Genomic DNA, 15113 nt, shown 5'->3' on the forward strand with positions numbered 1-15113 from the left:
CATCAAGAATGAACCTTTCATGCCACCGTAACTGTCTGGCTGCTGTTTTTTCGGACAAAAGGAGCAATTTCCCATGTTTTTCGCGTTAAAAAAAGTAATTGGCGGGATGTTGCTCCCTTTGCCCCTGCTGATATTGCTGATGGCAGCGGGACTTTTACTGCTCTGGTTTAGCCGCTGGCAAAAAAGCGGCAAAATCCTCATCTCAATTAGCTGGCTCCTGCTGCTGCTCTTAAGCCTGCAACCGGTCGCCGATCGTTTGCTGTTGCCGCTCGAAGATCGCTATGCAACATGGAACGGAAACGAGCCGATCGATTATATCGTGGTACTGGGTGGCGGCTACACCTTCAATCCGAATTGGGCACCGAGTTCGAATTTGATCAGCAATAGTCTGCCGCGTGTTACTGAAGGTGTGCGTCTGTGGCGACGCTATCCACAGGCGAAGATGATTTTTACTGGTGCGGCAGCGGGCGAGAATCCGCGCAGCAGTGCCAGCGTTGCGGCTGAAGTGGCGGAGAGTTTGGGCGTGCCGCGTGAGGCCATTATTCAGCTCGATCAACCTCGTGACACGCAAGATGAAGCAAGAGTGGTGAAACAAACCATTGGCCAACATCCGTTCTTGTTGGTGACGTCAGCCAATCACCTGCCACGTGCCATGCAGTTTTTCCAACGTGCCGGCATGAACCCTTTAGCTGCACCGGCTAATCAGCTCGCGATCACTTCGCCGTTAAATTGGTGGGAACGTGTGCTCCCTTCGCCGGTTTGGCTAAGTCACAGTGAACGGGCGATCTACGAAACGTTGGGGCAAACATGGCTGCGATTGCGCGGCGGCGATCTCGACTCATCCCAACCAGGGGAGTAATTGTTCGCGGGCGTTATCAAAACGTGGGCGATCAAATTGCCCGCTGCTCACCAGGGTGTCGATGCAATCCCAAAGCTGATATAACCAGCGCCGCCAGAGGAAACCTTCCGACACGGGAGCGCGCTGCAAATAGTGTTGCAGCAATGACGCTTCGGCTCCGCTATCTGCCAGGCGCATCAAATCATATTCGCGCGGTGCCCAGAGAATATTGCCCGGCTGCATCATCGCAATCAGTTGATCGCTATGCGCTTCCTTGAGCATGCTGGCTAAACGCCAGTTACCGTGCACCAGCACACATGGATCGTCGAAGCCGGTAAACATGCGTGGCAAAAGTTGACGACTGCGGAACAGAATCTGTCGATCTTCCAGCGTGAAAAATGGCGGCGAAAGATAGCCCAAAGTTGACCACAACACTTCAACCCGCTGGCGATACCACGCAGGCCAGTTGTTTTCCTGCACGCTGTCTACGCTGCCGACTAAACCATGGCTGTCTATGCGATGCCACGCCAACACGCCTTCCACCATCTGCTCGCACAGCTGCTCCCAGCGCGCAGCATTACGTGCCGGCGCTTCCGCCGATACACCATTAAAACGCGCCATCAGCAGCATTTCGTGTACCGGTTTTTGCTGACTGAGCACCAAGCCGAATACCGCAGGCACCGCAACTAAACCATCGTGACTGAGCATGGTGAGCTTTTTGGCTTCCAGCGCAGCGCGTCCCTGATGACGAAAATACTTCGCCACCAATGGCATCGGTTTTCCGTCGTTATCGTACAACGCGTAAAGCCGCGTTTGCGCCTGTTCGCTGATAGTTTCAAGACGGCTGATGCTTTCACCTAGCACCAACGTCAATTCTGAACGGAGCTGTTCCATGCGATATCCTCCGAAATAAAATGGCTAGAATATGCTGGAGGCGATGGCGGCGAGAAACCTAGCGCCAGATCAAACTTTACGGCCAGCAAGAGGCGCTGGCCGGTCGGAGATTAGCCCTGCATCGCGCGGCGAACGCGCTCAAGGTCTTCCGGCGTATCCACTCCCACGCTAGGAATGGTTTTTGCCACCGCAACGTGAATTTTTTCACCGTACCACAACACCCGCAGTTGTTCGAGCAGCTCAATGTGCTCCAGCGGGCAAGGCTCCCACGCGATGTAGCGACGAACAAATCCAGCGCGATAGGCATAAATGCCTAAATGGCGCAGCAATGTGTCACCGATTTGCTCACGTGAACGCGCGTAACGCTCGCGATCCCACGGAATGGTCGCGCGTGAGAAGTACAGCGCATAGCCCTTGGCGTCCATCACCACTTTCACCGCGTTGGGATTAAAGGCTTCTTCCGCATCGGTAATCGGCACTGCCAGCGTCGCCATCCCCGCCTCGGACTGCGCTAAATTGCCCGCCACTTGACGCACAATCTCAGCCGGTATCATCGGCTCATCGCCCTGCACGTTGACGATAATGGTGTCATCGGCAAATTGATATTTCTCAATCACTTCCGCCAAACGCTCGGTGCCAGATTGATGATCAAGTCGCGTCATGCACACTTCACCGCCAGCCGCAGTCACTGCTGCTGCGACATCGGGATGATCGGTCGCAACTATCACACGATCAGCACCCGATTCACGTGCGCGCTCCATCACGTGCAGTACCATCGGTTTGCCTTGAATATCCACCAACGGTTTGCCCGGCAGGCGCGTTGACGCATAACGTGCAGGAATAATGGCAACAAAACTCATGGATGAATCTCTTCAACAGATAACGTGCGCGCTTCAACCTCCAGCAGCACCGGAATACCGTCGCGAACCGGGTAAGCCAGGCCGTCAGGCTTGCAAATCAGCTCTTGCTGTTCTTTGTTGAAATACAATTTTCCGTTGCACACTGGGCAGGCAACAATTTCGAGTAAACGATGATCCATAATCTTCTCCTTCAGGACCGATTTAGTCAGCTAGCATAGCATATTTACCTTGGCGCTTATGATGGCAGGCACTTGCAATATCGCGCTTTCAAACACTAATCAGCCAACGATTTGACCACGCATCCAGCAGTTCAGCCGGGGCATTTTCAATAATCACTTCATTCGCGCCTTGCCATTGGGCAAAGCGATTAATGACTTTTTGCACATCATTGAGAAATGCATTGCTGATGCGCGTATCGGGTTCTAACCAAAGTGCACGAATCACCAATTGCTGTGCCTGGCGCTCCATTTTGGCATCAATACGGGCTTTCAATGCGCCACGGTGCAATACCGGCAAGACGAAATAACCGTATTTGCGCTTTTCTGCTGGCGTATAGCACTCAATGCGATAATCGAAATTGAACAGCTCGAGCGCGCGACGCCGATCCCATACCACCGGATCGAACGGCGACAACAGCGCGGTATGAGTTGCTGTTAAGGGATTTTCCAGTAAGGGCAATAAACTGCGATGTAGCCACATTTCGCCCAATTGCTCGACTTCAACCTGCACGATCTCGCCGCGCTCAGCCGCATCGGTTAACCATGATTTAAGGGGTGCACGCTTGAGGCGATAGTAATCCGCCAGCCAAGTTACACGGAAAATGCCGAGGCTACGCGCACTGTGATTCAGCATGCGTATCACGGCGTCGTCTTCACTCAAGGCATGCTCTTTATCAATCCAATCCGGCATTACACGGCTGTGTAGATCGTAAACGCGCTGGAAATTACGTCGTTCAACCACCATCAATTTGCCCGCGCTAAACAAATTTTCCAGGTGACGTTTGTGCGGCTTCCAAGCCCACCAGCCCGGTTTAATTTGTTTGTCATTACTGAAGTCAGCGGCTCGCACGGGGCCGTTGCTGGCAATGTGCTCCAGCAGCTCAGCAATTTCCTGTTGATGTTCTTCAACCCACTCGGCGTTATATTTCCAGCCCAGTCGCTGCGGCTCTAACATCCGATGGCGTAGTAAAGAGTAATCTTCAAACGGAATGAAGCAAGCTTCATGCGCCCAATATTCAAACAGCGATCCCGATGCCAGCGCCTCTTCCAGCCAATTGGTCGGATAGGTTCCAAGGCGACTGAATAGCACCAGATAAGGACTGCGCGCCACCACATTAATGGTGTCGATTTGCAGCAGAGACATTTGACGAACGGTGGCGTGAATATCGGCAAACCGCGCCCGACGGCCAAGTGGACGCAGAAGCCCCTGAGCAGCTAAATGCAGATGACGAGCAGTTTGGAGCGAGAGGGAAGCGGTGAGATTCATGGCTCTTTTCCCTTTCAGAAAATTAACGCACGCGAGTGCAGAGGTGGGCAATATCATCCAGCAAGATAGCTACTTTGGTTCCCTGCAAATGCGCATCAACCGGCAGATACCACCAATTCGGACGCGCGAAACTGCGGCATTTCACCGCATCTTTTTCCGTCATCAGCAAACATTGACCGTCATGCGTTAACAAACGTAATTCGTCTTCGCTATAGGCATGGTGATCGGCAAAAGCAACTTCCGCGATGGTGTTGACGCCTTGCTGCTTGAGAGTGTCGAAGAAGCGAGGTGGATGACCGATACCGGCCATAGCGACAATATTCGACAGTTGGTTTACTTCCGCCGTCTCGCCGCTAATTAAATTAATCGCTAGACCTGGCTGCAACGTCATGGCGATTTCGTCAGCCTGTGCCGCACCGCCGTTAACGATCACCGCATCGACATCTTGCAGCCGTGATGCACGCTCGCGCATCGGTCCGGCCGGTAACCACCAGCCATTACCAAAACGGCGCATCCCGTCCACCACCACGATTTCACGATCGCGCTGCAACGCATAGTGTTGTAGCCCATCATCCGTGATGATCACATCCACATCCTGCGCTGCGAGTAAGGCTTCCACCGCCAGACGGCGCTGAGGAGCAACCGCCACCGGTGCCCGCGTACGCTGGGCAATCAAGACAGGTTCATCACCAGCCTGAGCCGTTGGCGTTTCAGCCGTAACCAATAACGGATAGCGTTCAGCTTTACCGCCGTAGCCACGGGAAACCACGCCGGGACGTAATCCACGCTGCTGCAGCTCTTGCACCAGCCAGATAACCACAGGCGTTTTACCATTGCCGCCGGCAGTAAGATTGCCGACGATGATAACCGGACAAGGTGCTCGCCAGCTTTTGCGCCAACCGCGTTGGAAGCTGAGGCGAATCAGCCAGGTGATCGCCCCATACAGCAAGCTTAGCGGCCAAAGCAGCAGCCACAGTGGCGAGCGACCGCTCCAGATGCGTTCAATCATTGACCAAACTGCAGTTTGTGAAGTTGCGCATAGGCACCCTTCTGTTCCAGCAGAACAGTATGCGTACCACGTTCAACAATACGACCATCTTCCACCACCACAATTTCATCGGCTTTTTCGATGGTCGACAGGCGGTGCGCAATCACCAATGAGGTACGGTTCTTCTGTAACTCATCCAGTGCGGCCTGGATTGCACGTTCTGATTCGGTATCCAACGCCGAGGTGGCTTCATCAAGGATCAGAATTGGGCAGTCACGCAGTAACGCGCGCGCAATCGCAATACGCTGGCGCTGTCCACCTGACAACAGCACGCCGTTTTCGCCAATCACCGTATCAAGACCGTTGTCCATTTTCTTGATGAAATCCATTGCATGCGCCATGGTCGCTGCTTGTTCTATCTGCTCACGGGTGTACTGCCCGGTGCGCGCATAGGCAATGTTATTGGCAATGGTGTCGTTGAACAGATGCACGTTCTGAGAAACCAATGCCACCTGATTACGCAATGAACTCAAGGTGTATTCGCGCAGATCGTGCCCATCTAGCAAAATCTCACCGCTATCGATATCGTAGAAACGCGTCAACAAACTGGCCATGGTGGATTTACCGGAGCCTGAACGCCCAACCAGCGCGACCGTTTTGCCTGCTGGCAGTGACAAGTTGATATCGCGCAACGCTGGGATATCACGACCTGGGTAGGTGAAAGTCACATTACGGAATTCAACATCACCTTTGGCGCGAGCCATTTCACGCTTGCCCGTATCCACTTCTTGTTCGCTGTCGAGGATGGAGAACAACGTCTGGCATGCCGCCATACCGCGCTGGAACTGCGCATTGACGTTAGTCAGCGATTTCAGCGGACGCATAAGTGCGATCATCGAAGAAAACACCACGGTGATGGTACCGGCAGTCAGTGTATCCATCACGCTTGGGAAGCTTGCCGCGTAAAGCACAAATGCCAGAGCTAATGAGGCAATGAGCTGAATAACCGGATCAGAAATGGAGGACGCTGAGACTAACTTCATGCCCTGCTGACGCATCTTATTGCTGACTTGCGAAAAACGCTGGGCTTCAACTTCCTGACCACCAAAAATCAGCACTTCTTTGTGCCCTTTCAGCATCTGTTCTGCGCTGGTTGTCACCTGCCCCATGGTGTTCTGCATGTTCTTGCTGATGTTACGGAAGCGTTTCGACACCGTACGAATAGCGAATGACACGATAGGTGCTAAGACGATGAGAATCAGCGACAGCTGCCAGCTGTAATAGAACATCATGATGAACAAACCAATGATCGAGGCACCTTCACGCACGACTGTCACAAGCGCACTTGAAGAGGAAGAGGCAACCTGTTCCGAATCGTAGGTAATACGTGACAACAATGTGCCAGTGGATTGCTGATCAAAGAAAGTAACCGGCATCCCCATCATATGGCCGAATAAACGGCGACGCATGTTCATCACCACGTTGCCAGAAACCCAGGAAATACAGTAGCTAGAGATATAGCTGGTCACACCGCGAACCAACATCAAACCAATTACGACTAAAGGCATCCACAGCATTACGGATCTGTCAGCTTTACCGAAACCATCATCCAGTAAAGGCTTCAACAGAGAGAGCATCAGGGTATCGCCTGCCGCATTGAGTATCAGCGCCACGGCTGACACATACAGGCCAGCCTTGTGGGGCGCAATCATCGGCCAAAGTCGACGGAATGTCTGCCACGTTGAGAGATCTTTATCTTGATGCATTATTTATTCACGCTGTTTGAAATAGCCGCTCATTCTACCTGGATTCACGTTTGACGCCAAACCACTGATGATACCAGCGGGGCATTATTTGCTCTCTTAAGCCCTTAATTTGCCAATGACCTTGCTGAATACCAATGTGAATCTGACCGGATTGTGCTGTGTCGAACCATAGATAGCCATTCTCTCGATAGCGCTGCACTACGGCTTGGGCGGGCATACGCCAGGCGTTGTAACGCGCCACTGACGCAAATGCAGCTTGTCCTGCAACATTACGTAACAGTAATGGCCCTGATGAAGTACGGCTGCCATGATGTGGTACCTGCAACAGTGTGGTGTTTAGCTTCTCTTTTTCCAGGGCAACAATTTTTCGTTCGGCATCTAATTCAATATCACCTGTGAGCAGCAAGCTAACTTGCCCATCATCCACACGTACCACGCAGGAATCATTGTTTTGCCCTTGCGCATGATGAGCTGGCGGCCATAACGCGGTGAATTGCAACTTTCCCCACTGCCACTGCTGCCCTCGATGGCAAGGAAGGTGCCCATTTTCCATCAATGCACTGCGTATACTCAGCATTGGATTGGCGTCGAGCAATGAGTTTAGACCACCTCGGTGATCAAGATGCTTGTGGCTGAGTATCAGAGAATGCAAACTTTTGCCCTGAAATTGCAGCCAAGGCAAAATTACGCGTGAACCGGCATCATCCTTCTTCCAGCCAGGGCCTGCGTCATACATCACCACTTCATTTCCTTGTGTGATGGCGATGGCTAATCCGTGCCCCACATCAATCATGTCAATTTGCCAATCATCACGCTGAGTATTGGCGCGCCAAAATGTGATCGCAAAAAACAGGCTAAAAGTCGGCATGATGCAGTAATAAATGAGACCACTTCGCCAGAGGAGTAATCCTCCCCAAAGCAGCGCTATAGCTGGCAGGCTATCACTCCATGCCCACCACCCGACTGGTAACCACTGCAATCCCTGCAGCACTTTGTTTATAGACAAATCGGCAAGTGACCATAACCCCGAAGATGCCGATGCTATAGGCATCAACATCGCCAGCAAGATCAGGGGAACCGTGATAAAGGACACCACCGGAACGGCCATTAAATTTGCCAGCAGAGCACTTAAGCTAATTCCGTGGAACAGATAAATTTGTAACGGGGCCATGAGCACCATCATGCCAATCTGGAGATGCAGCAGTTGCAGCAGCAGCCATCTGCGTTGGGCACGTAAACGCAGAGGCAAAGGAAACCATTGATACCAGCCAATCAGCATTGCTACTGCCAGCGCTGACAACCAGAAGCTTTCTGATAATACCGTTAGCGGATCAAGCGCCAGCAATCCGCCGACACACAACGTCCACACTTGCCAACCACTTGCTTGCCATCCCGCAGTGCGCATTCCTAGCCAAAGCATCAACGCAAACGTGGCACGTTGAGCCGGTGCATGACTGCCTGAAATCCAGCTATATGTCACAGCAGCCATCACGCTGATCAGCAGTGGAAATAAGTAACCGATTAATTGAGCAGGCAGGAATAGTTGTAAAGCACGAGCCAGTAGCCATCCTAGACTCGCTGCGAGCGCAATATGCATGCCTGAAATGGCCATCAGATGGGCAGTACCCGTTTCACGCAACAGTTGGCGTTGCTCTTCTGTCATGTCATCGCGCATACCGAATGCCAGCGCTTTCACGATTGCAGAGTTTTCTAATGAAGCGAACATCGGCAAGTGGTAATTGATTAAGCGCGTCCGCCAACTACACATCAGTGATTCCGGCTGTTGGCTGAGAATCCGCCCCTGGAATGGAGAATGGTTAGACAACGCAAAACGCTGCAGATCGAATTCACCTTCATTTAATCTGCCGTGTACTGCGCGCATTTGCAGTTTCATTTGCCAGCGTTGGCCCGCGCAAAAATGCACATCTGATTGAGAGTTATTGAGCGTGACAAATATTGGCGGAAATTGATAATGCTCCCCAATACGTACGATTTGTGCTGTTAACTGTTGTTTCTCACCTCGAACTTCCGTGATAAGAACGCTAGTTTGTAAAGGCGAGGCAACTAACTGCTCAATGCTATTCACCAGTTGGCGTGCTTCAAGTAGTGCCCATGTCAGCAGCACTAGCATGATACCAGTCATCCGAAACCATGAACTCTGATTTAGCCCCATAATTATCGCGCAACCAGTAATCGCGGCTATTGAACCCAATTCAGGAATTTGCGCCAACACACCTAATGGTAAGACCGCGACGATCATCATCCTTGCTAGCACGATACAATTAATCTGCATTTACACTCTCCCTGATGTGAACAAGAGTGTGACGAGAATGGACAAGGGATGCTGCTAAGGAAATGTGAATTATCGAGGCAAGTTGAAGTATTTTTCAGCTGTTACATTTTGGATAGCATGGTTTTAGAAGCTGGCTCTCATTGCTGAATTTTGTCCAAAAAAAACGACACTCGAAAGTGTCGTTTTTGTCGTTCGGTAACGGCTTAGCCGTAGATATTCGCACGGTCACGCAATTCTTTGCCCGGCTTAAAGTGGGGAACGTATTTACCTTCCAGATCCACTTTATCACCCGTTTTCGGGTTACGACCCGTACGTGGTGCGCGGTAATGCAAAGAAAAACTGCCGAATCCCCGGATTTCAATGCGCTCGCCTTGTGCCAACGTAGTGGCCATGTGCTCAAGCATCTCTTTGACCGCATCCTCAACGACTTTCGCCGGGATATGAGTATGCTGGCCAGCAAGTCTTTCAATTAGTTCTGACTTGGTCATGTAACCTCCGGTTAATCCTTGATTGGAAAGGTATGACAGCTTTTACCGAAACCGGACGATTTTCATCGTCCGGTGCCTTAGGTCGATTACTCGCCTTTAGCCGCTTTGAACGCTTCAGCCATTGCGCTAGAGAAGTTGCCGCCTTCTTCCTGTTTGGTGTTAACAGTATTGATGGCTTCTTTCTCGTCAGCCTGGTCTTTAGCACGAACAGACAGGCTTACAACGCGGTTCTTACGGTCAACGCCGGTGAATTTAGCTTCAACGTCGTCACCAACACTCAGAACCAGAGTTGCGTCTTCGATGCGGTCCAGAGAAGCTTCAGAAGCGCGCAGGTAACCCTCTACGCCGTCAGCTAATTCTACTGTAGCACCTTTCGCGTCAACTGCAGTGACTTTACCAGTCACGATAGCGCCTTTCTTGTTCAGGGTGATGTAGTTGTTGAATGGATCTTCAGCCAACTGCTTCACGCCCAGAGAGATGCGCTCGCGCTCTGCATCAACCTGCAGTACAACGGCAGCGATTTCGTCGCCTTTTTTGTACTCACGAACGGCTTCTTCGCCAGTCGCGTTCCAGGAGATGTCTGACAGGTGAACCAGACCGTCGATGCCACCGTCCAGACCGATGAAGATACCGAAGTCAGTGATTGACTTGATTTTACCTTCAACGCGATCGCCTTTGTTGTGGGTCTCAGCGAACAGCTGCCATGGGTTAGATTTGCACTGCTTCAGGCCCAGGGAGATACGACGACGCTCTTCATCGATGTCCAGAACCATTACTTCAACCACGTCGCCTACGTTTACAACTTTAGACGGATGGATGTTTTTGTTGGTCCAGTCCATTTCAGAAACGTGTACCAGACCTTCAACGCCTTCTTCGATTTCTACGAAGCAGCCGTAATCAGTCAGGTTGGTAACACGACCAGTCAGCTTAGTGCCTTCTGGATAGCGCTTAGCGATAGCTACCCATGGATCTTCGCCCAGTTGCTTCAGGCCCAGAGATACACGAGTACGCTCGCGGTCGAACTTCAGCACTTTAACAGTGATTTCGTCGCCCACGTTGACGATTTCGCTCGGATGCTTAACGCGTTTCCAAGCCATATCGGTAATGTGCAGCAGGCCGTCAACACCGCCCAGATCCACGAATGCACCGTAGTCAGTGAGGTTCTTAACGATACCTTTAACTTCCATGCCTTCCTGCAGGTTTTCCAGCAGCTGATCACGTTCAGCGCTGTTTTCAGATTCGATAACTGCACGACGTGAAACCACGACGTTGTTACGTTTCTGATCAAGCTTGATTACTTTGAATTCAAGCTCTTTGCCTTCCAGGTGCAGAGTGTCGCGAACTGGACGAACGTCTACCAATGAACCTGGCAGGAACGCACGAATACCGTTCAGCTCAACTGTGAAGCCACCTTTAACTTTGCCGTTGATAACACCGGTAACAGTTTCAGCGTCTTCGTAAGCTTTTTCCAGCGTGATCCAAGCTTCATGACGTTTAGCTTTCTCACGGGACAGCAGGGTTTCACCGAAGCCGTCTTCTACTGCGTCCAGCGCAACGTCAACTTCGTCGCCTACCTGGATTTCCAGTTCGCCGGCTGCGTTCTTGAACTGCTCTGCAGGAATTGCAGATTCAGATTTCAGACCCGCATCAACCAGAACTACGTCTTTGTCGATAGAGACAACAACGCCACGAACGATGGAACCCGGACGGGTTTCGATTTCTTTCAGGGACTCTTCAAAGAGTTGAGCAAAAGATTCAGTCATATTGATAATCTTAGGATTCTTCAATTTAACGTCCACCTGACTTCATTGTCGGATGGGGTTGTTTCACATGCCCTGCACCGGGTCCTTGGTACAGGGTTACAGCAATTCGGTTGCCGAAAGATTAAATGCCTAGCTTCTGCTTAGCATAATCAAGCGCCTTTTCAATCACTTGCTCAATTGACATACTGGTTGAATCCAGTACCAGAGCATCTGTGGCAGGCACTAAAGGTGCGATGGCGCGATTACGATCACGGTCGTCGCGTTCCTTTATCTCGGATAAAAGGCGATCAAAGTTAACACTAAAGCCCTTCTCCTGCAACTGTAGCATACGGCGATGCGCGCGCTCTTCCGAACTCGCGTCGAGGAAAATTTTTACTGGTGCATCCGGGAAAACTACGGTTCCCATATCACGTCCATCCGCAATTAACCCAGGGTCTTCACGGAAAGCGCGTTGACGACGTAAGAGTGCTTCACGTACGCGCGGAAAAGCAGCAACGCGCGAAGCGGTATTGCTTACTTCCTGCGTGCGAATTTCACCAGTCACATCTTCACCTTCCAGCACCACTTGCATTTCACCGTCTACTGAGAGGAAACGGACATCAAGATGCGCAGCCATAGGTACCAGCGCTTCTTCAGATTCAATGTCCACTTGATGATGCAGTGCAGCCAAAGCCAATACGCGATAGATAGCGCCTGAATCCAATAAGTGCCACTGCAACGACTCCGCCATCGCTTTACATAAGGTCCCTTTACCCGCGCCACTTGGCCCATCTATGGTAATAACCGGGGCGATTGCCGTCATTGTTCTCTCCTGTTACTGCGTGCTTTTTGTCAGCCTTCTTGGCCATCTGGATTGCGCGACATTATACGCTGCCCGCGTCAAGTTCGTTACCCTTTAGCGTAGACAGCGCTAGAAATATAGACAGATTCAGAACAATTTCCGCCGGATAAGGCCAAATGTAAGCAAAGAAACCCGGCGCTGATGCACCGGGAGGAGAGATTAGGCGATATGACTGATTTTCGCCAACTGCTGGAAATAATCCGGGAAAGTTTTTGCCGTACAGCCAGGATCGAGAATCGTTACGGGAGTATCTGATAGTGCCACCAGTGCAAAACACATCGCCATGCGGTGATCGTTATACGTCCCAATATCAGCATGTTGCAACTGCGCTGGCGGTGTCACACGAATGAAGTCGTGCCCCTCTTCCACTTCGGCACCCACTTTACGTAATTCAGTAGCCATTGCTGCCAGGCGATCGGTTTCTTTTACGCGCCAGTTGTAGATATTGCGCATCAGCGTAGTGCCTTGTGCAAACAGCGCAGTGGTGGCAATGGTCATCGCCGCATCGGGAATGTGATTCATATCCATATCGATAGCGGTGAGTGAACCACGCGTGCAGGAGATGTAATCATCGCCCCACTCTATTATCGCGCCCATTTTTTCCAACACATCAGCAAAACGGATATCGCCCTGCACGCTATTACGGCCAATACCTGTAACGCGAACAGTGCCGCCTTTGATGGCTGCTGCAGCAAGGAAATAAGAAGCTGATGAAGCATCACCTTCAACCAGATAGTCACCTGGTGATTGATATTGCTGCTGGCCTTTAACAACGAAGCACTGGTAATTCTGATTATCGACTTCAACACCGAAGCAGCGCATCAAGTGCAAGGTGATATCAATGTAAGGCTTGGAAACCAAATCACCTTTGATCGTGATGGTGGTGTCTTGTTGCGCCAACGGCGCTGCCATCAACAGAGCGGTTAAAAACTGGCTTGATACGCTACCGTCTACACTGACTTCTCCACCAATAAATCCGCCGTTGAGGCGCAAAGGTGGATAATCGGTCTGCTCCAGATAATCGATATTTGCTCCGCCCTGACGAAGAGCATCAACAAGGTGACCAATCGGGCGTTCTTTCATGCGTGGTTCGCCGGTCAATACCACCGACTGCTGTCCTAAGCACAGCGCGGCCGCTAACGGACGCATCGCCGTACCGGCATTGCCGAGAAACAGCTCAAGAGGTTGATCTGCATGTAAAGGTCCCGCATTGCCGACTACTTCGCAAACAGTGCGATCCGCCGAAAGCGTGAAACTAACACCCAATGCTTCAAGCGCATTGAGCATGTGTTTGACATCATCGCTATCCAACAAGTTGGTCAGCCGAGTCGTGCCGTTTGCCAGCGCAGCCAATAACAGCGCACGGTTAGAAACACTTTTTGAACCCGGTAAGTTTACCGTGCCGTCAACGCGGGCAATCGGCTGTAGAGTCAGGGAGTCCTGCATGTGAAACCAAATCTCCAGAAAATACGAGACCCCATCGTATGACGGGGTCTGCTACCAGTTAAACTGGCATGAATAATACAATTAGCCGTGACGACGTTCGAAGTCGACCATAAATTCAGTCAAGGCTTTCACACCTTCAAGCGGCATCGCATTGTAGATCGATGCACGCATACCGCCAACCACGCGATGTCCTTTAAGCGCGTGAAGACCGGCTTTAAGCGACTCATCAAGGAAGATTTTATCTAATGCTGCGTCAGCCAATTGGAATGGCACGTTCATACGTGAACGGTTCTCCGCTGCAACGTCGTTACGATAAAATGCACTGTTATCAATCACGCCATACAGCAGATCAGCTTTAGCCTGATTAACCTTGTCCATTTCAGCGACTCCGCCCTTCTCTTTCAGCCATTTGAATACCAGGCCTGAGAGATACCAAGCAAAGGTTGGTGGCGTGTTGAACATTGATTCGTTTTCAGCCAACACCTTGTAGTCAAGGATTGAAGGAACCCAACGCTGGGCTTTGCCTAACAGATCTTCACGCACCACCACCAGCGTTAAACCAGCAGGGCCAATGTTTTTCTGCGCGCCAGCATAAATAACGCCATAACGATTGATATCTAGCGGGCGTGACAGAATAGTAGAAGAGAGATCGGCTACCACGACTTTGTCACCGAAGTCCGGTTCTTCATCAATGGCGATACCATCAATGGTTTCGTTGGGGCAGAAATGAACGTAAGCCGCGTCATCATTTAACTGCCATTCACGCATTGGTAACAAAGCCCGTTTACCATCGCGCGTGGTTTTGACATCAATGGTATTTGGTGTACAGAATTTTTCAGCTTCTTTGATGGCGCTATGTGCCCAATATCCGCCGTCAATGTAATCCGCTGATTTCGCGTCACCGAGTAAATTGCCAGGAATCGCAGCGAATTGCGCACGCGCGCCACCGTGGCAGAATAAAACTTTGTAGTTAGCAGGGATTTTCAGCAGATCGCGAAAATCTTGTTCTGCCGCTTCTGCGACAGCAATAAACTCCTTGCTACGGTGACTGATTTCCATCACCGAAGTACCTAACCCGTGCCAGTTTGTCAGTTCTTGTTCTGCGCGACGGAGCACTTCTACCGGTAGCATTGCTGGACCAGAGCTAAAATTATAAACCTGCGTCATTTCCCCTCACCACTGTCATATCGAACGGTTATGAATACTTCACCGGTTTTATCATTGCCTCCTTTAGGCTGCAATCATTAATCCGGCGACGATCACATTTCCAGAGCCAGCCTCACCGCAGCTTATGTCATAAATGTATTACGATACGGAATTTTGTGAGGCGGCTTCAGGAAGCAAATTCAGACAAGTAAGTAGTGGAAAGGCCGCGGTTAGGCTGAGATAAATTTGGCAGACTGAATAGCGAAGCACGCATAAAACCCGTATTATTGCGCGCTTTACGCCCA

Annotated in this window: 13 protein-coding genes; 1 reads left to right on the plus strand and 12 read right to left on the minus strand. The window is 51.1% G+C overall.

Annotation, left to right across the window (positions count from 1 at the left end):
* Positions 1 to 73: 73 nt before the first annotated feature.
* On the plus strand, positions 74 to 859 hold the full coding sequence (gene elyC / locus ACPUC7_RS16285) for an envelope biogenesis factor ElyC (RefSeq protein WP_494923693.1): 786 nt from the start codon (positions 74 to 76) through the stop codon (positions 857 to 859).
* Here elyC and ACPUC7_RS16290 read toward each other — a convergent pair.
* The 12 genes from ACPUC7_RS16290 to serC form a co-directional block, all read right to left on the minus strand.
* Positions 839 to 1732 carry a YcbJ family phosphotransferase gene (locus ACPUC7_RS16290; RefSeq protein ID WP_494923694.1) on the minus strand — a complete coding sequence of 298 codons (894 nt, stop codon included), beginning with the start codon at positions 1730 to 1732 and terminating at the stop codon, positions 839 to 841. The two genes, elyC and ACPUC7_RS16290, sit on opposite strands and share 21 nt — an antisense overlap.
* Positions 1733 to 1842: 110 nt before the next feature.
* Complete coding sequence (gene kdsB, locus ACPUC7_RS16295) at positions 1843 to 2592, minus strand: 3-deoxy-manno-octulosonate cytidylyltransferase (protein WP_494923695.1); 750 nt, start codon at positions 2590 to 2592, stop codon at positions 1843 to 1845.
* On the minus strand, positions 2589 to 2771 hold the full coding sequence (locus ACPUC7_RS16300; RefSeq protein WP_007887424.1) for a Trm112 family protein: 183 nt from the start codon (positions 2769 to 2771) through the stop codon (positions 2589 to 2591). Before ACPUC7_RS16300 ends, kdsB begins: the two co-directional genes overlap by 4 nt.
* Positions 2772 to 2859: 88 nt before the next feature.
* Positions 2860 to 4077, minus strand: coding sequence for a winged helix-turn-helix domain-containing protein (locus ACPUC7_RS16305; protein ID WP_494923696.1), 1218 nt, complete (start codon positions 4075 to 4077; stop codon positions 2860 to 2862).
* A gap of 22 nt (positions 4078 to 4099) precedes the next feature.
* Positions 4100 to 5086: a tetraacyldisaccharide 4'-kinase gene (gene lpxK / locus ACPUC7_RS16310; RefSeq protein WP_494923697.1), complete on the minus strand. Its 987-nt coding sequence runs from the start codon at positions 5084 to 5086 to the stop codon at positions 4100 to 4102.
* Positions 5083 to 6831 carry a lipid A ABC transporter ATP-binding protein/permease MsbA gene (gene msbA, locus ACPUC7_RS16315; RefSeq protein WP_494923698.1) on the minus strand — a complete coding sequence of 583 codons (1749 nt, stop codon included), beginning with the start codon at positions 6829 to 6831 and terminating at the stop codon, positions 5083 to 5085. Before msbA ends, lpxK begins: the two co-directional genes overlap by 4 nt.
* Before the next feature lie 34 nt (positions 6832 to 6865).
* On the minus strand, positions 6866 to 9124 hold the full coding sequence (locus ACPUC7_RS16320) for a DNA internalization-related competence protein ComEC/Rec2 (protein ID WP_494923699.1): 2259 nt from the start codon (positions 9122 to 9124) through the stop codon (positions 6866 to 6868).
* A gap of 203 nt (positions 9125 to 9327) precedes the next feature.
* Entirely contained in the window at positions 9328 to 9612 is a 285-nt protein-coding gene (ihfB, locus tag ACPUC7_RS16325; RefSeq protein ID WP_003849360.1) for an integration host factor subunit beta, read from the minus strand.
* An 86-nt stretch (positions 9613 to 9698) separates the two neighbouring features.
* Complete coding sequence (gene rpsA, locus ACPUC7_RS16330) at positions 9699 to 11375, minus strand: 30S ribosomal protein S1 (protein WP_494923760.1); 1677 nt, start codon at positions 11373 to 11375, stop codon at positions 9699 to 9701.
* Positions 11376 to 11496: 121 nt separating this feature from the next.
* Positions 11497 to 12177 (minus strand): (d)CMP kinase, encoded by a 681-nt coding sequence (cmk, locus tag ACPUC7_RS16335; RefSeq protein WP_494923700.1) that lies wholly within the window; start codon positions 12175 to 12177, stop codon positions 11497 to 11499.
* A 198-nt stretch (positions 12178 to 12375) separates the two neighbouring features.
* Positions 12376 to 13662, minus strand: a complete 1287-nt coding sequence (gene aroA, locus ACPUC7_RS16340; protein WP_494923701.1) for a 3-phosphoshikimate 1-carboxyvinyltransferase — start codon at positions 13660 to 13662, stop codon at positions 12376 to 12378.
* Positions 13663 to 13743: 81 nt separating this feature from the next.
* On the minus strand, positions 13744 to 14829 hold the full coding sequence (gene serC / locus ACPUC7_RS16345) for a 3-phosphoserine/phosphohydroxythreonine transaminase (RefSeq protein ID WP_494923702.1): 1086 nt from the start codon (positions 14827 to 14829) through the stop codon (positions 13744 to 13746).
* Between the last annotated feature and the right edge of the window lie 284 nt (positions 14830 to 15113).

It is taken from the genome of Pantoea sp. CFCC18179, from assembly GCF_059412405.1.